The sequence below is a fragment of the Alteromonas alvinellae genome (genome assembly GCF_902705805.1).
Genome location: NZ_CACSIH010000149.1, coordinates 25,147 through 47,942 on the forward strand (window position 1 = coordinate 25,147; position 22,796 = coordinate 47,942).

The following is a 22,796-nucleotide window of genomic DNA, read 5'->3' on the forward strand; positions in this document are numbered from 1 at the left end:
TCGCTTAGTAGAGGACAAAACCATGAAAACAAAACTAGCAATTATTGCACTTGGGGCACTCGCCCTCACTGCATGCTCAAAGCTGACGAAAGAAAACTATGACAAGTTAGAAATGGGAATGACTCAGGATGAAGTTGAAGCAATCATTGGTTCAGCTGATAACTGTGGCAAAACAATGGGCGCTATGGCGTGCACGTGGGGTAACGAAGACAGCAAACACGTAAAAATTGTATTTATGGGTGATAAAGCCGTTACTTTCACTTACGACGGATTGAAGTAATCGGCTAGTCCATTGATATAGCTGATTAAAAAAGAAAGGTGGCATTAATTGCCACCTTTTTTGTATCTAAACCAAGGTTTTGTGTGCAATAGTGTACACGTTGCACCGACGCAGCGATAAATTATTTTAAATCTAATAAGTATCTCAGTAAGAAAACAATAGCCAATGCATAAGTCAGCGGGGTTACTTCCTTAAATTTTCCAGTGCCGACCTTAATGCCCACGTAGGTTATAAAACCAAGGGCAATACCTTCGCTTATGCTAAAGGTTAACGGCATAGCGATGAGCGCAACAGAGGCTGTGGCCAAGGCGCCTAAGTCGTCGAAATCAACCTGACGAATCGACTCCATCATTAAAATACCTACCATTAGTAATGCCGGAGTAGTAGCCATTAGCGGAATAACTTTCATCAATGGCGTAAGGAAAAGTGACAACAGGAAACATACAGAAACCACCACAGCGGTAAGCCCTGTTCGTCCACCCGCTGATACGCCAGTGGCAGATTCAACGTAGCTAGTTACTGGTGAAGTTCCTACGAATGCACCAGCAATGCTTGCTGATGCATCCGCCGTCATGGCCGGGCCAATTTTCGGTAGCTTGCCTTTTGAGTCTAGCAAGTTAGCTTTGCGTGAAACGCCGATTAACGTACCTATGGTATCGAACATGTTTACAAACATAAGTGCGAAAATAAGATCCCAGGTTTCGGCAAGATGGTCGATAGGGTACCAAAAGTCCATGGCCAAAAATGTGTTCGATATAGACTCTGGCATGCCCACAACAGCAGAAGGCGTGGCAGTTAACGTTCCGTTTTCGGTAGGGATAAACGCACCGATTAAAGTAAGGGTAACGATAGAAATTAAAATAGCCCCGGTAACGCGTTTAACCATAAGAACAATGGTAAAAATAATACCAACAAGGGCAAGCATCACTGCAGGCTCTGAAAGGTCACCAAGCTGCACAAAGGTTGCGGGGTTATCGACAATTAACCCAGCATTTTTAAGACCGATAAACGCGATGAATAAGCCAATGCCACACTGCACGCCAATCTTAAGAGACGGTGGTATAGATTCGGCGATCTTGGTTCGAACACCAGTAAGTGAAAGAATTAAAAAGAGAATACCGTTCCAAAAAACAATACCAAGCGCCGCTTCCCAAGGAATTTCGCGGCCAAGGCAAATAGTGAAAGCAAAAAATGCGTTTAAGCCCATTCCTGGCGCAAGTGCGATAGGGTAGTTGGTCATTAGCGCCATCATGAGCGTGCCAATACAAGCTGCGATTGCCGTCACTGTAATCAACCCTTCAACGGGCATCCCGCTTAACCCTAGAATACCTGGGTTCACCACGAGGATATAAGACATAGCCGCAAACGTGGTAAGGCCTGCGATGATCTCAGTTCTTACTGTAGTTCCGTGTTCCTGCAGCTTAAATAGCCGTTCAATTACGTTGTTGGACATCAAGAGTTCTCTGTTTTTGTTTCATTAAGTATTTTGTGCGTTTGAAAGCAAAAAACTGACCAGTTAGTCAACTTGTTGGTGTGTTTTGTGCTAACTTATTTTTCAGTGCAATGATTAAAAAGCAATCATTGCGTGACTCAAGGTCACTAGCCAGGCGGCACAAAGCCAGCCAAACGGTTAGTAATCAACATAGATGATGTTAAAAAAACCGCAAACAAAACCTAAATGAGCAATAGAACTCGTTTACAGATAGCATTAAAGATAAACTATTACGCACCAATTAAATGCTATTGCATCGTTATGGTGCAAAATAAGTGAGGGGCCATGTCGCTGTCATCAATAATTAAAAACATTCCAAAGGCCGAACTGCATCTGCATATAGAAGGTAGCTTAACGCCTGAACTCATGTGGCGCCTAGCTGAAAAGCACAGTGTATCACTTCCTTATGCTAGCGTGGAAGAGACTGAAGCCGCATATAATTTCAAAGACTTACAAAGCTTTCTTGACCTCTATTACGCAGGGGCCGGGGTATTAAGAGACGAAGACGACTTCTTCATACTAATGTGGGAATACTTAACTCGGTGCGCTGAAGAAAATATCGTACATACCGAAATTATGTTTGACCCTCAAACCCATACCGAGCGGGGTATAGGCTTTGATGTGTTCATGCCTGGCTTCTTGCGGGCTATACAAAAGGCAGAAACTGAATACGGCATAAGTAGCTATTTGATCATGTCCTTTCTACGTCACTTACCCGAAAGCGAAGCATATCAAACACTGGAAGCGGCAAAACCTTATTATCAGCACATTAAAGCGGTAGGACTTGATAGTTCAGAGTTAGGGCATCCGCCTTCTAAGTTTGAGCGCGTATTCAAAAAGGCGAGGTCGCTAGGTTTCAAAATTGTTGCTCATGCGGGAGAGGAAGGGCCAGCGTCCTATATTTGGGAAGCGATTGAACTGCTTGATGTGGACCGCATTGATCATGGTGTTCGCTGCCAAGAAGACCAAGCACTTATGGCGTATTTAAAGGAAAAACAAATACCACTTACCGTATGCCCATTAAGTAACTTGAAACTATGCGTGATAGACGATATGAAAGAGCATAATATCGTGCAGCTGCTTGATGCTGGATTATTGGTTACCGTGAATTCTGACGATCCCACTTATTTCGGCGGTTTTTTGAATGAAAATTTTGAAGCGCTTCATACTGCGCTAAACATAGATGAGAGTACGATTCGTGCGCTAGCCGCAAACAGTTTTAGAGCAAGCTTTTTACCAGCGGAAAGGAAAAAGGCTTTAATCGAGCAAGTCGAAATTGCTATTTAGCGTCTAAAAGTAAAAGTATACTCGGGTCCAGGCAAGAGTGCCGACGTGGCTTAATATTAAGATTGCATTTCCGTAATGGTGCGTTCTATTAAGCCGTCTAGCTCTTGCATGTCCAGCGCTATCTCAGTCAAATCGTCACGCTTGGCCTTGTTCTCAATAGACGATGCTTTTTCGCGAATAGCGTCGGCGCCCACGTCTCCTGAAACTCCTTTCATTGCGTGGCTAGTGAAACGAACGCCTTCAATATCTTGCTCAGTAACCGCTTTTTGTAATGCCTGTTGCTTCTCGGTAATTTGAGCTAAAAACATTTCTACGATACGGTTAAGTAAACCTTCGTTACCACCTAGCCGGCTTAGAGCAGCTTCCTTATTCCAAAGCGGCTTTTCAAAAGCGCTATGTTGAGTATTTAACGTATCCATTTTTATTACCAAGGAATCGAGATGATATTGGAATGTACATTAATTGTGCGTGACTTAAAGCATTACTGTCAAATGGTTACCTGTAAAATTCTTCCTAAATTAGGCAAAGTAGACTAAAGGCTAATTTTTTTAAAGTATGTCAGACGATACTACTTATTGTTCTTATCAAGTTATGTGTTATTTCTCATGGAAGCTGAGACACAAAAGGCAGTCATCATTGACGATGAACCAACAACACTCTTGTTACTAGAAAGTGCAGTAGAATCTTTAACAGATGTTGTTACGGTTTCGCAAAGCGTTAATGCATTTTCGATAGTCAAAGCGCAACAACCTGACCTAGTCATTTTAGACATCAGCATGCCCGTACTCTCAGGGTTCGAAGTGTGCAAACAGCTTAAAGCATGTCCAAGCATTGCTTCAATCCCTGTAATATTCGTCACTTCTCACAGCTATTCAGACAACGAACACAGCGCGCTGTCGCTTGGCGCGATAGATTTTATTTCAAAGCCTATCGATGTGGAAATGTGCCGAATGAGGGTGAAAAATCATCTCACGCTTCAATCTCAAAAAGCCTTACTGAAAAAAGTAAACCAAGAGCTTGAGGCGGAAAAAAACAGCTTGCTATTACATTGAAATCCATAGCTGACGGTGTCATTTCGATTAACGCTGCAGGAGATATAACATTCATTAATCCCGTGGCACAAAGGCTAACTGGTTATAGTGGGGAAAGTGCCATAGGTAGGCCTATTGATGAAATAATGAACTTGCGAGATGCTTCAAGTCATGAACCGCTGTTAAACTCGGCGCTTTACGCACTAGAAGTAAAGCGCCCCGTGGCTATGTCTTATAATGCGACACTCGTTAGCCGGCATAAACAGATTTTTAGGGTTGAAGATAGTGCGTCGCCGATTATAGACGATGAAGGAAACATTATTGGTGCTGTGATGGTCTTCCAAGATGTTTCAGAAGCCGTTGAGATGGCGGTAAAAATGACTCACCTCACCAATCATGACCAACTTACCGGTTTGCCCAATCGCGTACTGCTTCACGACCGTGTTGTACAAGCGATAGCAAGAAGCTTTACCAGCAAACAAAGCAGTGCCTTACTGTTAATTGATATTGATAATTTCAAATACCTCAACGATAGCTTGGGGCATCAGGTTGGCGACTATGTTATATCAATAATTGCAAAACGACTTTCTAATACCCTCGGCCAGAATGCAACCCTTGCCCGCGTTGGCGGAGACGAGTTTGCTTGTTTGTTGTCTGATCTCGGTTCTGGATTCAGTGCAGATAGTATTGCCATGGCATGTTTGCAGGCAGCTAGGGAGCCTATTGAAATAGATAGAAAGTCCCATCAACTGAGTTTAAGCATAGGAATAAGCTTGTATCCACAGGGTGCCGTTAATGCTGAAGAGATGATGCGACACGCAGATTCAGCAATGTATCGCGCTAAATCAAAAGGGAAGGATACATTTAGCTTTTTCTCGAAAGACCTGCAGCACGCCATGCATCACAGGGTTGAAATTGAGATTAAACTTAGGCAAGCCATTGAAAATAACAGTTTAGCTATTTACCTTCAGCCAAAATACGATTTTAACAACAAAGAAGTTAGCGGAGCTGAATGTTTAGTCAGAATAGTCGAAGAAAACGGTAACGTTATTGGGCCTTACGAATTTATTCCTCTCGCTGAGGAAACAGGATTAATTCATCAGCTCGGAAGACAAGTGCTTCAAAAAAGCTGTGAGTTCATTGCACGTTGTAACAACGAACATCAAGACGTTAAAGTAGCGGTTAATGTTGCGGCAAAACAGCTTGCAAATCCTGGTTTTGCAGATGAGGTTGCAGAAATAATTCGTTCAACGGGGATTGAAGCTTCGTCATTAGAATTAGAGGTGACAGAGTCTGCGTTGATGCACGATTTTGAACAAACCCGCGATATCCTCATCGCATTAACATCACTGGGGGTTACCATAACGCTTGATGATTTTGGCACTGGCTATTCAAGCTTATCCTATCTACGTCAATTTCCACTTCATGTACTAAAAATAGACCGCTCATTTGTTATTGATATGGATGAAGAACAGCAGGCACATGATATTGTTACCGCAATTGTGCACCTGGCCTTAAGTTTGAATTTGACTATAGTTGCCGAAGGGATAGAGACTCAATCACATTTCAATAGCTTGAAAGCGCTTGGTTGCCACCTAGGACAAGGATATTTTATGTGTCGCCCCGTAGCGCTGAACGACTTTTTTATTCAGTTTATCAGTAATGAAGAAGTCGTCTAACGTAAAGCCGCAGCCAGCTTTGGAACATTTCAGCCTTTCGACTTAGGTGTATTTTATAATACCTAAAGCTCGTCAAAAGTTAACCTTTTCAATATACATCTATCCCTAAGGTGTTAGACTGTTAGATATTAAAAAATATAAAAAAATCGTTATGTTACAATGAAAAACAGTAGCGCGACGTACTTGTATTAGAAAGCAATGGACAGAAAAGAAATTAAACCCTACTCACAGTGTAAAGTGCTTATTGTTGATGATGAACCAATGAGCCGATTGCTGCTACAGTCAATACTTGAAAGTGAATTTCAATGCACTACTGTAGAGTCTGGAAGCGACGCCATATCGCATTGTGGCGAAGCGCTGCCCGATTTAGTCTTACTAGATATGAACATGCCAGATATCAGCGGTTTAGAAGTGTGTGCAGCATTAAAATCGGCGCCAGAAACCAAAGACATACCGGTCATTTTTGTAACCTCAACCATGGATATCAAAAGTGAAAACGCATGTTGGGAAGTGGGTGCATCAGACTTTGTTATGAAGCCGGTAAATGCCTCAACGCTTATTCATCGTGTAAAGACACACCTTCAGAACAAGCTTCGTACTGAATATCTTGAAATGATGACGTTTCATGATCAACTTACCAGCCTTTACAATCGCATGTACCTCACGAAAGAGATCCCTCTGTTAATAAAGCAGGTGGCGAGAGATAAAGGTAGTGTAGGTGCAATAATGATCGATATTGATTATTTTAAACTTTTTAATGACACGTACGGCCATCTTGAAGGCGATTTATGCTTGCAGAAAGTTGCTGAAATAGTATCCGATAACGTTAAGCGCCCTAAAGACGCTGTAATACGGTTTGGCGGCGAAGAGTTTCTAATTATTCTACCTTACAGCGATTATAAAGGTACAAAGCTTGTGGCAAATCAGCTTGTAGGTGAAGTAGCCAAGGCAAAAATACCTCATGGGAAAGGCATTGAAAATCGCGTGTCTATTAGTGCAGGGTTTGCAGCCCGGACGGCTGAGGACGTGGTAAAAGATGACATTTCCGCATTAATTGAAGATGCAGATGTATCCTTATTTGAGGCAAAAGAGTCAGGTAGAAATCGGGCCAAAGGTTAGTTTGTGCAATACTTAAAAATTAGCCTATCTTTAGCACCCCTAAACTATCCTATTGTTTAATGTCGAAACCGTTAATACCACGCTATCATCAAGAGTGATTACGTATTATTTTCGATATTTTTGAAAGCGCGGGTTAGTACTCTTCTTTTACGAGTTTGAGACTTAGGTAAAGAACAATGGTTTATTTCGACGAGCAATCGAGTTTGAATGTTAAGCTGGAAGCGCAGTTAAAGGCATCGCTATCTCAGTTAGTGCAACGTGGTTGTGACTCTTTAGGCATTTTTCAAGGCTTGCTTTTGCATCTTGACCAGGACACCGTCAACATTCTTGTAAGAGCATCATCAGCTTATCCACCCAGTTTTAAATCAATCCCTTCTTACGCAAATTGCTCACCGGTAGACAATTGTTTCCCCGTAAGCAGTGCTAAGTGTTCGACTGCATTTAAACGGTGGTTTAGTACCTATTTCAACGCGGAAAAATACATAAGAGGCCAAGTCCACAACCTCGACGGTGGGCAGGTCTGCCTAGTGTTCATCAACGCATGCCCCGAACAGTCAAATAATGTAGATAAAGTGACATTGCTCGACGATTGGTTATCTGTCATTTTAGAAAAATTTCACGTAGAGAAAGCTGAAACAAAACAAAACACGCTCTACGAAAAACTGCAAAGTGTTGCAAACGTAGGGACGTGGGAGGTTGACCTTATTACCAATGAGCTAACTTGGTCATCTCAAACTCGTATCATTCATGAAGTAGACGACAGCTACACGCCCTCGCTAGAAACTGCAATTAACTTCTACAAAGAAGGGTTCGATAGAGATGAAATAAGCCGCATTGTTTCTCATAGCACCCAGACTGGGGAGCCTTGGAGCTCAACCCTCGAGCTTACAACCGCAAAAGGCAATTCGGTATGGATAGAAACCCATGGCATGGCAGAAATGAAGCATGGTAAGTGCGTTCGCTTGTTTGGTACCTGTCAAAATGTTAATAAATCGGTTCAACTTAGGTTAGAGTTGGATGCGCGACGTAAAGAAGCAGAAGCTGCATCCAGAGAGCGTGGAATGTTGCTTTCACGCATAAGCCACGAGTTAAAAACACCGCTGAACGGCATTACCGGAATGCTTCAGGCCATAAAATTTGAAACAAAAGATAACGTTCGAATTAGAAAAGCCGACATTGCATTACATAGTGCAGATCGCTTGTTATCACTCATCAACGATGTACTGGATTACACGTCGATTATAAACGGTGAATTCACGTTAAACCACAGTGATTTCTGCGTTCGGTCTTTATGCGAAGACATTGTCGATGTGTTCAAAACAAAGTGTGCAGAAAAGGGCGTACGGTTCTATGCAGTGCTGTCTTTTGATGAAAAGACCTATGTGCATAGTGACGCGGCAAGGATAAGTCAGGTAATAACCAACTTGTTGTCGAATGCCGTAAAGTTCACCGCAAAAGGCTACATTTCAGTGCAGGTTACGCTTAAACATCAAGGCGACGTTCCTATTCTGCTGGCTTCAGTCGAAGACACCGGGGTAGGCATGAGTAATGACATTCTATCGCGGGTGTTCCGGCCGTTCCAAAACGATACCGGCAGTGCTCGTGAAGAACTCAATGGAAATGGATTAGGTCTTTCGATAGTGAGCCAGCTTGTTGAAAAAATGGATGGTGAACTTGAGGTGCGCTCGACGGTAGGCAAAGGAACCTGCTTTGACATTGCCATTCCAGTTGAAATGGCAACACTAAACGAAACGTCTAATGGAGAGATAACGCTTTCTTCTGAACTTTTAAGTGTGCCGTTAAATATTTTGGTTGTTGATGACAATGACATAAACCGCCTGGTTTTAGGGTCTATGCTAGAAAAGTTCAATTACATACCTGATGAAGCTGAAAACGGCGAAGTAGCGGTACAAATGGCGAGGGCCAAAAAATACGACATTATTTTCATGGACTGTGCTATGCCGGTGCTTGATGGTGTTAGCGCAACGAAAATTATACTGCAAGAAGCGTTAATGCCTAAGCATGGGCGCATTATCGCGGTTACTGCTAACACCACAGCTGAAGATAAATCCAGTTGCAGCGAAGCGGGCATGCAAGACTTTCTGGCAAAGCCTGTTGTACAAAATGATGTAACTTCACAGCTTAAGTTAGCGCTAGATGCAAAATCTGTAGTGGCTTAGGGGCAGTTCAGTACTTTTAAATGCATTTAAAAGCATTGAACAGCCTGTCAAAATCAGGTGACTAAACACCCGTGTTAACGCTAGCAGAATTAATAATAAACAAGATTTGGCAGTTTGATTAATACCAACTTAGTTAATTCCAACTAAGATATTGTACTTAAATCAATTGTTCTGAATGTTAGTCAGAACCGGGAATAGTGTGTTTTGCAGACTCCCAGTTTTCAACAATAGCATTAACAACACCTGAGCCAACGTTGTAAGCAGCTTCAATTGCTGCGCTCATTGCTGCATAGCCTTCTCCGGAGCTTTCTAATTTCAAATTTTGTGCAGCGCCTAACGATGGAGGTTGCATAGTAAAGTTGCTCGCCGTTCTTAGTATCATCAAGCGCTCTTTGTCTACTAACCCCGCATTATCTAAATACGTTAAACTTTGAAGCGTAGCTGAGTCTTCCATGCCCGATGTGACGAAGTTTCCTTTGCCTTGCGTCCAGTAAGCTACCCAATCGTTTGCCCAGGTATTAAGTTTTTCCCCGTGCCAAAAAGTAGACGCAGATAGATGTGCTCCCATAGAAACATTAGGAAGTGCTTTTGCATTAGGTGAGAGAGTATATTTTGCTCTTAGCGTATCCATTGCTTCATTGTTTAAAAGCTTGGTATCTTTTGTAAGAGAATAGGCCCATTTCGCCAATGGTAGGTTAAGGGTGTAAACCTCTCCATTTGGGCTGTTGTTTACGTCAACTGACTCGGCGTTTTCATAAGGTTCATGAGTAAAAAGAGGAAAGTAACCTGTTGGCCACTGTGAAGGAATTTCTCTTGCATCAATGTGATGTGCAAGGTCACCATCTACAACGTAATCAGTCCAAATAGCACTTCCGATAGTGTTATCGGCAGGGTCGACACCAGCGATGCCTGCTACTAGCCAATAGGCTTTCGACAAATCAAAGCGAGGGTCAAGGCCCAGCGCCATTATTGCTGCTGAAGCACGCGCAGTGCCCATACCCGTCACTATGCCAATTACGCCCGTTTCAGTATTTGCATACACATCGTGAAAGCCGTGGGGTAGCGGGTATTTTGTTGTAAGCTTTTGACGTGCCTTCCACAACTGAAATTCGCCTGGTGCGTCGCCTTCATCATCGCCTATTTCAAACATACTGACTACTACCACCTTTACTTCCATCGGCTTTTCTTCGCCATTAGCGTAAGCATGGGTAGATAAAACACTTATTACTAAGCCTATCAAAACAGCCAACACAGAGGGTTTACTAAAAGCTGAATTGCGGCTGTTTTTAGCAGTACTCAATGGCGGTTGCTGTGAAAAGAGGCGAATGAAATGGGGTAGAGACATAAAAAACTCCTAAAAAAAAGCCCAGATTTAAAAAACTGAGCTCTTTATTAAACGTAATTAAAGTGAATGATGGTAACGCGCTTCCAATAACCATCGGAAGCGAGGTGCCATTCACACGCTAAGCATACTTAGAATGAGTAAGTAACTTTAGCATTAAAGTGACGCGGTAGTTCAGGAAGAACGATTTGGCTACCGAATAGATCAGGGAAGTTAGAACGGAAATAACGTTCATCAGTTAGGTTTTTAACGGTTAAGTTAAATGACCAGTCTTCAGCCTGATAAGATAAGCCAGCATTCACTAGCGTGTAAGCCGGTAGCGTGACAGCAGCAGAGAAACCTGATGCTACTTCTTCAACATCTACCACGCTTACGTTAGCCGCATAACCATTTTGGAAATCGTAAGTCGCAGTTAGTGTATAGATGTTTTCAGGGATACCTGCTTTACGTCCATCTGTATTATTAAAGCCTTCACCGATAAGGTTAAGACCAATCACGTTACCACCGAAGATCAATGAAGGATCTTCAAGGTTCACTAAGTCTTCAGCACCCAAGAAACCAAACTGGTTACCATTTTCAAGTGCTGTAAGGTTAATAACCTTAATGTTGGTGTAACCTGCAGATACAACAAGGTTATCGTTTACTACCCAGCGAAGTTCAAACTCAGTACCTTTGTTGTTGGTGGTATTATTAGTTACCGTGTTTTGCGCGTTAAAATCGGTACGCTCTTGCTCAAACGATGAAAGCGCAAAATACAATGTGTCTTCTAACAGCGAGCCCTTTATACCAAACTCGATAAGCTCAGACGTATCGAACGCACTGCCGTCGCCAAGTTGGCCAACGCCAATTTCTGCACCTTGACCTGCAACAAGTGTGGCTTGCTCTGCAGCGGTTACATATGGAATTAGGCCAAACTCGAACTCGTATGAAAGGCTTGCGTTCCATGACCATCCGTCTACTGTCTCTTCAGCATAAACTGGCGTTTCATCACCTGTAGCACCTAACAAAAGGTCGGTACGTGATGTACTTTCAATATCAATGGTATCGTAACGCAGACCAAGTACTAGGTTTAAACCCCAATCCCAAGTTAAATCTGTCATTGCAGCAACACCTAGGTCTAGGTAGTTACCTACGTCATAGTTATCAAAGTTTTTACCTGAGCGGGTAGATAATAAACGACGATCAAGAGCCGAAGAGGGCATGGTTAGATCGCGACGGTTGAAATATTCGTACGTGAAATCATCGCCGTGTTCGAAATCGGTATAACGAACAGAAGGTGAGAATTGAAACTGTGCAAACAGACCGTCATTTTCATACTCTGTTGCGAAAATAAGCTTGTCTTCAACAACCCAGCTGTCGTGGAATTGTGAGAAACCGTAAGCATTTTCGTTGATGTTGTCGTAGGCATCATAGAAAAACTGGTTGCGAATTTCCCAGTTATCCGTGTAGTAAATGGTATCGAAATACAGCGTAATGGCTTCGTTGCCTAGCTGATCATCAGGCGCAACCAACACTTGGTTTCCACTAAGGGTTGTTGTGCCTACATTTTGTAATTGCATCAATGCTGTTGCTTCATCGTCTGTGAAGCTTGACGCTGGTACATAGAAAAAGCTTTCACCGGCAATGTTTACAGCACCGTACTCTTCGTGGCTAATTTGGCCGTCGCCATCTGTATCCAGTGGCTGTGCCGTACCAGTAATATAAGTACCGTCATCTACCAATTCTTGTGTTAGTCGGTTCCAGCCTGCGACTTGGTTACCATCATAGTCGTGATACATACCACCAAATTCGAAGCGAAGGTTGTCGGTAATATCAATGTTAAATGACGCTTGGAGTACGGTTTGATCAGTCTGCGTATTGTCGTAATAGCTGTCTGAATTTTCTAGCTCACCGTAGATGTAATAGCCCATTTCCTTTCCAGCTAAGCTAGTTGGGCCACCAACCTCGGCGGTCAAAATGCTTTTATCCCATGAACCAGTGGTGTATGACAAAGCACCCGTTGGCGCATCTAGATACTGGCCGCCAGAAGCACGCGCAGATTTAGGATTAAAGTTTAGGTAACCACCAATTTTAGAGGGACCGTAAATAGGCGATGCAGGGCCACGGACGATGTCGATTCGACTTGAAGCACCAATTGGTGTCGGGTAGTTGCCAGGATTATCCAGACGCTTAACGCCACGGAAATAGGTTTCACCAGGCGTACCACGTACGTCAAGAGAGCCCGCAACGCCAAAGAAAGACTGGGTAAATGTTCCCGGTGCAAACGCTACCAGTTCATCAATGTCAGAAACGTTAAAACGCTCCATTTGCTCTTGAGATATAGTTGATGCAGAACGTGGCGTTTCAAGAATAGACTTACCAAAGCCAAACACAGACTCTACGTCTTGGCCTGGAAGACTGCCAAGCGAACCCGTTACTTGGATCTTCTCAACGTCTTTTTCTTTTACCTCTGTCTCTTCCTGAGCTAAAGCTTGTGACGACAGCGCAACCGCAGTGGTCATCGCAAACGCTTTTGCTAGAGGAGATAATTTGAATGTAGTGTTTTTCATGGTTTCCTCATTATTTTTAGTTACCCTTTTTTTGGGCTTTTTAACGAATTATTTTTATGGTTCTTGTCGTTGGCAAGAGAGTTAGCAGGATAGGTGCCAACTACTTGTCCAGTTGGTCAAGTTTTGACCTGTGTTTAAGTCGCTGAATTATATTGATAAAAAAATATAATGTTGTTCTTATATTGTTATTTTTATGTAAACGCTCTATGTCTTTAAAGCACTTGCACCATCAGTGTGATTTTTAACGAATTTTTGCACCAAATAGAGGAGGTGTGCTATCAGCGTGCCTTTTTATGCCTAAGATTGTGTTAAGGGGTTGAGGCAGTGATACAGCTTCTAGGTTTTTGTCATTATCGCTACGCCTGTTTGGAGAATGTCTTGCATTGCCAGCGTCTTTATTTTTACGGCTAGTGATTGCGTCATTGGTAGAAGAAATAAGAGAGATGTCTTCAGGGCTTAGCTGTGACTTTGTATCTGAACTTTTTGCCTTACTCGACGGTTTTTTACCTGGCAGCGTTAGTTCTAAAATTACGGCAGTAAGGCCGGCAGATGTGACGGGGGAAAGAAGAATATTTTCTAGCCACGTTGGCAATTCAGAAAGGGCTTCTGGAACCATCATTACGCCTATTGCCATTCCAAGCGCGCAAGCAGTTACAAGGCTGCTGCGCCTATCAAGTGCGTAGCTGGCAAGAAGCTTTAAGCCGCCTACTGCTACCATAGCAAACATAACGAGAGTCGCTCCGCCTAATACCGGCTTAGGAATAGCCTGCAGCACCCCGCCAACAATTGGAAAACAGCCGATAAGAACAAATAGCGCAGCAACAAAAAAGCCCACTTTTCGGCTAGCAATACCGGTTAACTGAATAACGCCATTGTTTTGGCCAAATGTGGTATTTGGAAACGTGTTGAACATGCCGGCAAGTAAAGAGTTGACGCCGTCACCCAAAATACCGCCCTTCACCCGCGCAAAATAAACGGGGCCGCTCACAGGTTGCTTGCAAAAAAGGCTGTTTGCCGTTAAATCTCCCGCCGTTTCTATTGCGCTAAACAAGTAAATAAGCGCAATAGGTAAAAACAAGTTAATGTCAAAGGCTATGCCAAACGCAAATGGGGTAGGGACTGCCACTAGTGAGAGCGGAGCGAGCCCGGAGAAATCAAGACCTTTTGTAAAGCCGACATACGTTGCGCCTATGGCCATGCCAATAAAAATAGCGCTTAAGCGAAGCCAATGATTGGTAGACGCGTTCAAGAATACGATAACCAGTAGTACACCAAGGCCGACTGCTAAGTTCTCAGTGCTGGCAAAGTCAGCAGCATGAAAGCCTCCTGCAAGGTCGGTCATACCTACGTTTATCAAGCTAAGCCCTATAGCGGTGATCACTATACCCGTAGTCAAAGGCGTAATAATGCGCTTAAGTTTATCTACGAATAGGCTGAAAACCACTTCAACTAATGCCCCAGCCATCGTGAGTCCAAACAATAGGGCTAAAATATCTTCTTGCGTTCCGCCATTCGCCTTCACTTGGTTTCCCGCCAAAATCAACGCACTAATGAACGCAAAGCTAGTTCCTTGAATGGCGACAAGGCCGCTGCCTACTGGGCCTATACGTTTTGTTTGAATTGCTGTGCCAAGGCCGCTAACAAATAGCGCCATACTAATAAGGTAAGGTGTGTATTCAGTAAGGCCTAGCGTTGATGTAACAATAAGAGTAGGGGTTATAACACCAACGAAGCTCGCTAATAAATGCTGGAATGCCGCGGTAAGAGAGGGAAGAAATGCCGGGCTATCATGTAAGTCGTAAAGTAATTCGCTGTGATTTGAAGACATGAGCAATTTTTCTTGATGACAGTTGCTTGTTAGCTGCAAGATGTTGACCAATTAGTCTGCTTCGTGTTACGTTTTTAACGTATTGTTTTTGATATGGTTTTTAAATTTAACGAATGGAGGTAAAAGCGGAGAGAACTGATTGAGCCCCAATTTGGTGCCTAAACAAAAAAATGCGCTAAATTAGCGCATTTTGTAAAGGTGTGTTGAGGTCAATTTAAAAGGTAACCCCTTCATCTAGCGTCACAAAAATAGAGTGGCGAACTTCATTGTACATAGCCCGTGAACAGTGACCTTCACCTTCGGTATCTTCCAGTAACAGCACGTCGCCCGCCCCAAATACATGACGCTCGCCGTTAGACACGGTAAATTCTGCGCGCCCTTTTAAAATGAAAAGCAACTGTCGCGCGGGGGCTGGGTGCCATTTAAAATCATAATCTGCGGGGGTTTCGCGAAAGATAATTTTATCTGCACCAAATTTTTCTGACAGCATCCCAATTGGGCCACCGTCTTTTAGCGGTATTTCAACTTCGCCAAAGTGGCTTTTGCCCGCCTCATCGTTGTAAATCCTTGTTATTTTCATTATTAACCCTTAATTAAAACTTTACTGATAAGAACATTACGCGTGCTTAAGCGCACTGATCGTTCTATAAAGCACCGACAAACTGGCTGCCACATCATCACCGGTTATAGACTCAGCAGGGTGATGGCTGATACCGCCCTTACAGCGCGTGAACAGCATGGCCACAGGGCTAATATCTGCAATAGCCATGGCATCGTGTCCTGCACCAGATGCAAGAATTCGAGGAGCAATACCGCTTTCCTCAACGCCACGAACTAGCGCGTCTTTTAACTGGCTATCGCAATGCACTGCAGGCGCACTGTGCGTTTGCTCACGAGTGATGGCGACTTGTCTAGATTGCGCAATGTCGTCAAATTTTTGCAATATTTCTGCCAATACGGAATCGCGTAAATCGTCATCTTCGCTTCGAATATCTAAGGAAAATCGTGTGCGCCCAGAAATCACGTTTACGCCGTTAGGTGCGTTTTCAATTTTCCCAACGGTTGCTACCACTCCCGGGCGTTGTAAGCTAATACTCTCAACAGCGAGTAGCATTTCTGCACTCGCACATAGGGCGTCACGACGCATCGACATAGGCACAGTACCGGCGTGGCCCGCCATACCTTCAACCGTAAAGTTAAAGCGTTTCGCGCCAGCAATGGCACTTACTACTCCTACAGGCAGGTTTTCTTGCTCTAAAACAGGGCCTTGTTCAATATGAAGCTCTATGTAGCCTAAAATGTCAGTGCGAGAAATTGTTGCACTGTTTACTGCATCGAAATTAAGCCCAAAGTTCGCCATAGCTTGTTCAAGGCTTACGCCATTTTCATCTTTTAAATGGCGCCATTGTTCTTGCCATTTTCCTGTTAAGGCGCGGCTGCCTAACAGCGTGGTGCCAAACCGCGTGCCTTCCTCGTCACAAAAACCGACAATGTCGATGTGAAAAGGGAACTTAGTTTGTGTGCCGTCAAACATCGCCACCAGTGATATTGCAGCGACCACGCCAAGCATGCCATCGTATTTTCCGCCATTAGGTACAGTATCGAGGTGGCTGCCCAAAATTAATCGCGGCGCATTAGGTACACTTGACGTATAGCGCCCCCAGATATTACCTACGGCGTCTTGCCACGTAGTCATACCCGCTTCAATCATCCAACCCGAGGCCAGTTGATTCGCAAGCTTGTGCTGTTCAGTTAAATAGCGCCTGTCTAGACAGGTTGGGTCTTGGCTTAAGGTGCCTAATGTTTCGCACCTTGCCATAACTTGCGTAGCCAGTTCAGCAAACTCTGCGAACTTACCCATTCGCGACTCCCGCCGCTTTAGCCCTAGCGTAAACGCTAAGCGCTGCATCTACCCCTTTACCCGCAGGTAACTCAAAACCTTGCATACGAAGCACAGTTTCAAGTGACTGAAGGGTATGCAAAACGGCATCTTCTCTGGCGTTGTAGCCCATAGTGCCAATGCGCCAAATCTTACCTTTTAATGGCCCAAAGCTGGTGCCGATTTCGATATTAAAGCGCAGCAATAGGGTTTCGCGAACTTCTTCGCCGTGCACACCGTCAGGAATATGAACACCTACCACGTTGTACATTTTGTGTTTCAGGTCACCGAATGGCTCTAGCCCCATAGCCTGAATACCCGCTAGCATGGCGTCGCCAGCCACTTTATGACGTGCGATAACGTTTTGCTGGCCTTCTTCTAAATGTAGGCGCGCGCATTCACGAGCACAATAAAGCATGCTGGCCGCTTCTGTGTGGTGGTTTAACCGCTCTTCGCCCCAATAATCCATGATCATCGGTAAGTCGAAATAGTTTGAGCGAATTTTAGGGCCGCGGGCGGCCTCGTGATGCGCATCGCGAATACCGGCTTCAACGTGATGGCGAGTTCGCACGGTTCTAACAAATTTGTCGCTCAGGGTAATAGGAGCGCTACCCGAAGGGCCACCTAAACATTTTTGCAGTCCAACTGATACCGCATCTAACTTCCATGCGTCTACGTCTAGTGGGTTTCCGCCTATTGACGCTGTAGCGTCACAGTAGAATAAAACATCGTGCGCTTCACAAATAGCACCAATATGCTCAAGTGGTTGAAGCATGGTAGTAGACGTATCGCCTTGCACAATGGCAAGTAGCTTAGGTTTTACTTCTTTTACCGCGGCTTCAATTTGTTCAGGCGTAAAGACTTCGCCCCAAGGAACTTCTATGGTGTGTACTTCAGCGTCAGCGCGCTCTGCAATTTCAGCAAGCAAGTGACCAAAACGCCCGAATATAGGTACGAGCACTTTGTCGCCTGGTTCTATCGCTGATACCAAAACGGCTTCAATGCCAGCTCGTGATGTGCCATCAACCAGAAAAGTTTGCTGGTTCTTGGTATTAAAGACATCACGGTACAGCTGCATTACTTCATTCATATAGCCAGTCATCACCGGGTCGTACTGGCCCACTAACTGGGTAGACATGGCACTTAATACACGTGGGTAGCAGTTAATTGGGCCCGGACCCATTAGCAAGCGAGGTGGTGGAGAAAGTGGTGCGAAAGTACTTGTAGTCGCTTCTTTAGACATATGGGCGCTCCTAGATAAGCACTTGCGCTAACATGCGCAAGCCAGTGATGATAAGAACAACAGCGAAGATTTTCTTGAGTAAACCTGCGTCTAGCTTGTTGGCAATGGTTGCTCCGACCGGTGCGAACAAAACGGTAAGCGGAACAATGCAGGCAAAACCTAGTAAATTGACGTAGCCGTAAGTTGCAAAAGGTGCATCGGCAGGTGTAGTACCTACAAATAGCAAGGTAAGCGCAGCCGGAAGCGAAATAATGAGGCCAACCGCTGCAGCAGTGCCTACTGCTTTGTGTGCTGGGTAGTTACAAAATGTAAGGGTAGGTACAGTTAGCGTGCCGCCGCCAATGCCAACCATAGAGCTAAATAACCCAATACAGGTTGCCATAACCGACTGACCCGCACGGCCAGGAAGCCCTTTAAATAGCGCATCATTTTTGCCAATAAGCATATTAACCGCTGACAAGGTAGCAATAATGCCAAACAGCAAAGTCAGAAACGTGGGGTTCACCACGGTTACCGCATAGCTACCTGCAAGCACGCCAATTAAAATGAACACGGCCCAGGCTTTAAGCAGCGCAAAATCTACATTGCCTTTACTATGGTGAGCGCGAATAGAGCTCACTGACGTAGGGACGATAGTTGCCAATGATGTGGCCGTGGCAATAACCATGGCGCTTTCAGGCGATACGCCAAGGGCTTGAAATAAGAAAAACAGTACTGGCACTATAACAATGCCGCCACCTACGCCAAGCATACCTGCTAGTATGCCAGCGAATACGCCCGTCCCTGCGAGCGATAATATAACCGTTAGGTTATCCATTAAGAACTGCATGTGATTTCTTTCTCTTTAACAATTGTTGTTTATTTGATTTTGTAAGCGTTTAACTAAAATACGTCTTTGCAGACCCATTCCGGTAAACGCTGCTTAGGTAACGCACCCTAGTTTGTGCGTTTACAAAGTTATCTCTTGCGGTAAAAAACTAGCGATGGCCTAAATAGGCTTTACCATCACTTCTAGGATCGCTTGCGCCGCTCACTGTGCCTTCTGTGTTGCGAATAATCGCCCCAGCGTGACCCATAAGTTCGTTGCAAGGGTCTACCGTAACCATATCGTGGCCCCTTGCCAGTAAGCTCTCGCCCACATATTCAACTAGGTCTCGCTCTGCTTTTAAATTGTGACTTTGATCGCCCCAGGTTCTACCAAGTAACCAGCGGCCAAGAGAAATCGCTTTATCGATAGGCTGTCCGTGGTAGATATGTCTGGCGAAAAGCGCAGCCTGAGTCTGGGGCTGACCTTCACCGCCCATGGTTCCGTAGCTCATGCGGCGGCCATCGATAAGTTCTGCAAACGCTGGGTTTAATGTGTGGAATGGTTTCAACCCCGGCGCTAAAAATTGATTACTGTTCGGGTCTAGCGAGAACGAGGTACCTCGGTTGTTCCAAACAATACCCGTTTGCGGGCTTACTATTCCCGAACCAAATTCCCAATAAAGCGATTGTATGTAGCTGACCATGCGCCCTTCTGAATCGCAGCAGCCCATCCAAATGGTATCGCCGTGCTTGGCTTCATGAGGCCATGGCAGAGCTTTGTCTAACGAAATGTTTTTCACCATCTCGTCAAGCTCGTTATCGCTTAGCAGGCTTTGTAAACTCACCGGCGTGCGAGAAGGGTCGGTTACGTTTGCGTTACGGGCAATAAAGGCTTGTTTCGTACACTCAATAAGTAAGTGCACCATGTCGGCGTCGGTGTTGCCTAAATGCTGAACTCTGTCATAAAGCGCCAAAATAATAAGCGACGCGACACCTTGGGTAGGGGCCGGCAGGTTATAAAGCTTGCCCTTGCTGGTAGAAACTGACAATGGCTCTACAATTGTTGCTCTATAGTTGTTGAAATCTTCAAGGCGAATGGGGGAGCCTGCTGCTTCCAAATCTTCAGAGAGTTTTGCTGCTAATTCACCGTGGTAAAAATCATCCAGCCCTTTTTCTGCTAAGTGTTTTAAGGTTTCTGAAAGCTTTGTAAGTTTTAGTATTTTACCTTTTTTAAGGGCCTTACCTTTAATCAAAAACTGGGCAAAATTTTCATCCAAGCTTAATTCATCAAAGGTTTTATTGCTGGCATCCACTAAGCTTTGAGTAACTTCAATTCCCCAATTGGCTTGACTTATCGCCGTATCGAACAATGTGCTCAACGGCATACCATTTTGCCATTCATGGCTTATTTCAAGGGCAGCTTTCCAGCCCGCAACGGCGCCCGCCATAGTTAACGCAGACTTGCCACCACGGCTAGGGATGGCATCGCATCCTTCGTAAAATGATGGCGTTGCACCTCTTGCTGCTACGCCAGATGCATCAATACCAATAGGCTTTTTGCCCGGCTCACTAATTAGCCAAAACCCATCGCCACCCATACCGTTCATGTGCGGGTATTCAACCGCAATAGAGGCAGCTGCCGCCACCATAGCTTCAATCGCAGTACCGCCTTTTTCTAGTATGTTTAAACCAACTTGCGATGCAGCAAAGTGAGGGGCAGTGAACGCGATGTTTGGTTTTTCACTCATATTTATTTCCTTCTAAAAATCAGCAACCACGCCGTCAGCTTTAGCCTTAGCTAGTCAAGAGCCAGGCAAATTGACGCGAGTTAAGGTCTTACTTCCGCTTTCTACTTTCAACTTGAATGCGATAGTACGCTTTATGCCCTATTTAAGTGCGATTTAACTGTGACTCAAATAAGGCCAGCACACTGTGCACGTTTAGCGAGTGGTTAGCTTTTTTGCCAACGCGAGAAGTGCAAGATCGTTGCCTTTTTTGCCCACAAGCGATAATCCGCACGGGGCGTTGTGTAGGGTAAACAACGGCAAATGAAGCTGGGGTAAACCCGCAAGCCCTGCTATGGCAGTAAGTGCAAGCAGAGCGTTTCTATCATTTGCCAGAGTCGTTTCATCAGCATCGCAACGAGGTGCAACACCGGGTGTTGTGGGAATAACCAAAACATCTATTTTTTCAAATAGCGCATTTAAATTATTTATTACCACGGTTTGTTGCGCTTTTGCGTGTTGTATATCTTGGGTTGTTATGGTTTTACACCAATCCAAGCGCGACATAATGTCGTCAGCGATATCGGGTTGAGTATCTTCAATCCATTCGCCATGTTGCTGCCAAATTTCACCGCCTTGTAAGGTGCGAAATGTAGCGGCGGTTTCTAACGTATTTAAATTTAGCTGTGCTTCTGACAACTCAATGCAGTCGCTGTGTTCAGCAAGCGCCGCAAGCCAGGTTTTACATAGCGAGTTGTGAGATGTTTGTTCGAACAAATGTGCTGCTATACCAAATTTTGGTGCTTCTGATATTGTGCTTTGCGTAGCGCTATTCAGACAAACGTTTGCAACCTTAGTTAGCGTGTCTAGGTCGCGGGTCATCCAACCTACGGTATCGAACGAAGGCGCAAGCGCTACCATATTGTCACACGTGACTGCCCCATGGGTTGTGCGAAGTCCCCATAACCCTTGGTAGCTAGACGGTACCCGAATAGAGCCGCCCGTATCTGTGCCAAGACCAATGTCGGCAAGGTGGGCGCTAACCGCCACTGCAGAGCCCGACGAAGAACCACCCGGAATATGGGCCGGTGCCACTGGGTTTACTAGAGCTCCGTAATGCTTATTTTGCCCATGTAAGCTATAAGCCAACTCATCGGTAATGGTTTTACCTTTAAACACGGCACCTGCTTTAAGTATATTCGCCACACAGCTATTGGTATTTTCGGCTATAGAGTGGGTTGCCAACCAGTCTGGGTTGCCCGCAGCAGTCGGTAAACCTTGAATATGAAACAAATCCTTCACCGCAAGCCCTAATCCGCTAAGCGGCTTTGCGGCATAACGCGCATCCGTTGAACCCTCGATTTCCTCTTGGTTTGCCGTGTTTTTTGACGAAGACGCCTTGCCTTCACCGTTATAAATGGCATCAATGGTTACTTCAATATTTTCAATTGCCTGTGTGAACCTTGCATCACAGGGCTTTAGTACAAAAGGAGAGCTCACAGCGCGTTACTTATTGGTTATTGATTCTTTATTCGTCTTTACTTTATGAAACATCTGTTTCATTAGAAAGTCAAGAGAAACGATTGTTACTTTGTAATGATAAAAATAACCGTGCAATTACATCAAGCAATATTTAAAGGCGCAACTTGCCAAGTTTGCTAGATGGCGAACCAAAGAGTGTAAGCTTAAACGGAAAGGGCGGCAGCCGTTGGCGTCAAGGCTGAATGATAAAACCAGGTTCAATAGTGAAGACAAAGCAGTGTTAGAAACCTTGAGGTGTCTTCTTTAGGAAAGCAACTTCGTCAGAGGTAGACTCGCGCCCAAGGATTGTATTTCGGTGTGGGTAACGTCCAAACCTTTCAATAACCTGTTGATGGCGTTTTTCAAACGTAAATTCCCGTTCTAATCCTTCTTGTGAGAACAGCTCCATTGCCACATCGTGAATAGCTAGTGATTCACTATGCATAAATGGCATGTAAAGAAAGGCTAGTTGTTGTGGTGTTAGCACTTTGTCGGCTTCTACGCTTACCGCTTCTTGAGCAAGCACTAGCGCGATACTGTCAGCACTGAATGCGTCAGGATGGTTGCGATAGATGTTTCGTGAAAATTGATCGAGAACGATAATTTCGGCTAGCCTGCCTGATGCAGTAGCACGCCAAGGCCAGAGTTCACCGCGCGTCGCTGCTTTGTGTAATGAAGAAAATCGCGATGTAATTGTTTTATCTAGTGCGGCATCTTCCGTAAACCATTGTTCAGGCGATAATTCGCCAAACCAAAAGTCTAATACACCGTTAGCTTCTTCCATAACCACTTGCGTTTTTTCCATATCTACTCCAACAACACGCTCAAAGCAGTA

The 22,796-nt window shown here is 44.5% G+C and carries 18 protein-coding genes; 6 read left to right on the top strand and 12 right to left on the bottom strand.

Going from position 1 to position 22,796, the window contains the following annotated elements; genetic code table 11:
• Nucleotides 1-22 precede the first annotated feature (22 nt).
• Nucleotides 23-280 (top strand): lipoprotein, encoded by a 258-nt coding sequence (locus ACX5KA_RS10855; protein ID WP_039216306.1) that lies wholly within the window; start codon nt 23-25, stop codon nt 278-280.
• 121 nt (nt 281-401) lie between these two features.
• Here ACX5KA_RS10855 and ACX5KA_RS10860 read toward each other — a convergent pair whose 3' ends face one another.
• A complete protein-coding gene (locus ACX5KA_RS10860) occupies nt 402-1,733 on the bottom strand; it encodes an NCS2 family permease (protein ID WP_458731128.1) in 1,332 nt (443 codons plus the stop codon).
• Between the two features lie 324 nt (nt 1,734-2,057).
• Here ACX5KA_RS10860 and ACX5KA_RS10865 point away from each other — a divergent pair, with 324 nt between their 5' ends.
• Complete coding sequence (locus tag ACX5KA_RS10865) at nt 2,058-3,059, top strand: adenosine deaminase (protein WP_458731129.1); 1,002 nt, start codon at nt 2,058-2,060, stop codon at nt 3,057-3,059.
• A gap of 56 nt (nt 3,060-3,115) precedes the next feature.
• Here ACX5KA_RS10865 and ACX5KA_RS10870 read toward each other — a convergent pair whose 3' ends face one another.
• Nucleotides 3,116-3,478, bottom strand: coding sequence for an Hpt domain-containing protein (locus ACX5KA_RS10870; RefSeq protein ID WP_458731130.1), 363 nt, complete (start codon nt 3,476-3,478; stop codon nt 3,116-3,118).
• Between the two features lie 186 nt (nt 3,479-3,664).
• On the opposite strand from ACX5KA_RS10870, the gene ACX5KA_RS10875 reads away from it, so the two are divergent.
• The 4 genes from ACX5KA_RS10875 (at nt 3,665) to ACX5KA_RS10890 (ending at nt 9,068) form a co-directional block, all read left to right on the top strand.
• Nucleotides 3,665-4,111 carry a response regulator gene (locus tag ACX5KA_RS10875; RefSeq protein ID WP_458731131.1) on the top strand — a complete coding sequence of 149 codons (447 nt, stop codon included), beginning with the start codon at nt 3,665-3,667 and terminating at the stop codon, nt 4,109-4,111.
• A complete protein-coding gene (locus ACX5KA_RS10880; protein ID WP_458731132.1) occupies nt 4,108-5,769 on the top strand; it encodes a putative bifunctional diguanylate cyclase/phosphodiesterase in 1,662 nt (553 codons plus the stop codon). Before ACX5KA_RS10875 ends, ACX5KA_RS10880 begins: the two co-directional genes overlap by 4 nt.
• Nucleotides 5,770-5,967: 198 nt before the next feature.
• Nucleotides 5,968-6,888, top strand: coding sequence for a diguanylate cyclase (locus ACX5KA_RS10885; RefSeq protein ID WP_458731133.1), 921 nt, complete (start codon nt 5,968-5,970; stop codon nt 6,886-6,888).
• 176 nt (nt 6,889-7,064) lie between these two features.
• Complete coding sequence (locus ACX5KA_RS10890; RefSeq protein WP_039216182.1) at nt 7,065-9,068, top strand: ATP-binding protein; 2,004 nt, start codon at nt 7,065-7,067, stop codon at nt 9,066-9,068.
• 178 nt (nt 9,069-9,246) lie between these two features.
• On the opposite strand, the gene ACX5KA_RS10895 is transcribed toward ACX5KA_RS10890, so the two are convergent.
• The 10 genes from ACX5KA_RS10895 to ACX5KA_RS10940 all read right to left on the bottom strand — a co-directional run bounded on the left by ACX5KA_RS10895 (nt 9,247) and on the right by ACX5KA_RS10940 (nt 22,766).
• Nucleotides 9,247-10,413: a purine nucleoside permease gene (locus ACX5KA_RS10895; RefSeq protein ID WP_458731134.1), complete on the bottom strand. Its 1,167-nt coding sequence runs from the start codon at nt 10,411-10,413 to the stop codon at nt 9,247-9,249.
• A gap of 128 nt (nt 10,414-10,541) precedes the next feature.
• Complete coding sequence (locus tag ACX5KA_RS10900; RefSeq protein ID WP_458731135.1) at nt 10,542-12,959, bottom strand: TonB-dependent siderophore receptor; 2,418 nt, start codon at nt 12,957-12,959, stop codon at nt 10,542-10,544.
• 241 nt (nt 12,960-13,200) lie between these two features.
• On the bottom strand, nt 13,201-14,787 hold the full coding sequence (locus tag ACX5KA_RS10905) for a uracil-xanthine permease family protein (RefSeq protein WP_458731136.1): 1,587 nt from the start codon (nt 14,785-14,787) through the stop codon (nt 13,201-13,203).
• Nucleotides 14,788-15,001: 214 nt separating this feature from the next.
• Nucleotides 15,002-15,367, bottom strand: coding sequence for an AraC family ligand binding domain-containing protein (locus ACX5KA_RS10910; protein ID WP_039216179.1), 366 nt, complete (start codon nt 15,365-15,367; stop codon nt 15,002-15,004).
• Nucleotides 15,368-15,403: 36 nt separating this feature from the next.
• A complete protein-coding gene (locus ACX5KA_RS10915; RefSeq protein ID WP_458731137.1) occupies nt 15,404-16,648 on the bottom strand; it encodes an allantoate amidohydrolase in 1,245 nt (414 codons plus the stop codon).
• Nucleotides 16,641-17,909: a pyridoxal-phosphate-dependent aminotransferase family protein gene (locus ACX5KA_RS10920; RefSeq protein WP_458731138.1), complete on the bottom strand. Its 1,269-nt coding sequence runs from the start codon at nt 17,907-17,909 to the stop codon at nt 16,641-16,643. Before ACX5KA_RS10920 ends, ACX5KA_RS10915 begins: the two co-directional genes overlap by 8 nt.
• A gap of 10 nt (nt 17,910-17,919) precedes the next feature.
• Nucleotides 17,920-18,738: a sulfite exporter TauE/SafE family protein gene (locus ACX5KA_RS10925; RefSeq protein WP_458731139.1), complete on the bottom strand. Its 819-nt coding sequence runs from the start codon at nt 18,736-18,738 to the stop codon at nt 17,920-17,922.
• A gap of 148 nt (nt 18,739-18,886) precedes the next feature.
• On the bottom strand, nt 18,887-20,464 hold the full coding sequence (locus ACX5KA_RS10930; protein WP_458731140.1) for a gamma-glutamyltransferase family protein: 1,578 nt from the start codon (nt 20,462-20,464) through the stop codon (nt 18,887-18,889).
• A 192-nt stretch (nt 20,465-20,656) separates the two neighbouring features.
• Nucleotides 20,657-21,940 carry an amidase gene (locus tag ACX5KA_RS10935; RefSeq protein WP_039216174.1) on the bottom strand — a complete coding sequence of 428 codons (1,284 nt, stop codon included), beginning with the start codon at nt 21,938-21,940 and terminating at the stop codon, nt 20,657-20,659.
• Between the two features lie 262 nt (nt 21,941-22,202).
• Nucleotides 22,203-22,766: a DUF924 family protein gene (locus ACX5KA_RS10940; RefSeq protein ID WP_039223719.1), complete on the bottom strand. Its 564-nt coding sequence runs from the start codon at nt 22,764-22,766 to the stop codon at nt 22,203-22,205.
• Between the last annotated feature and the right edge of the window lie 30 nt (nt 22,767-22,796).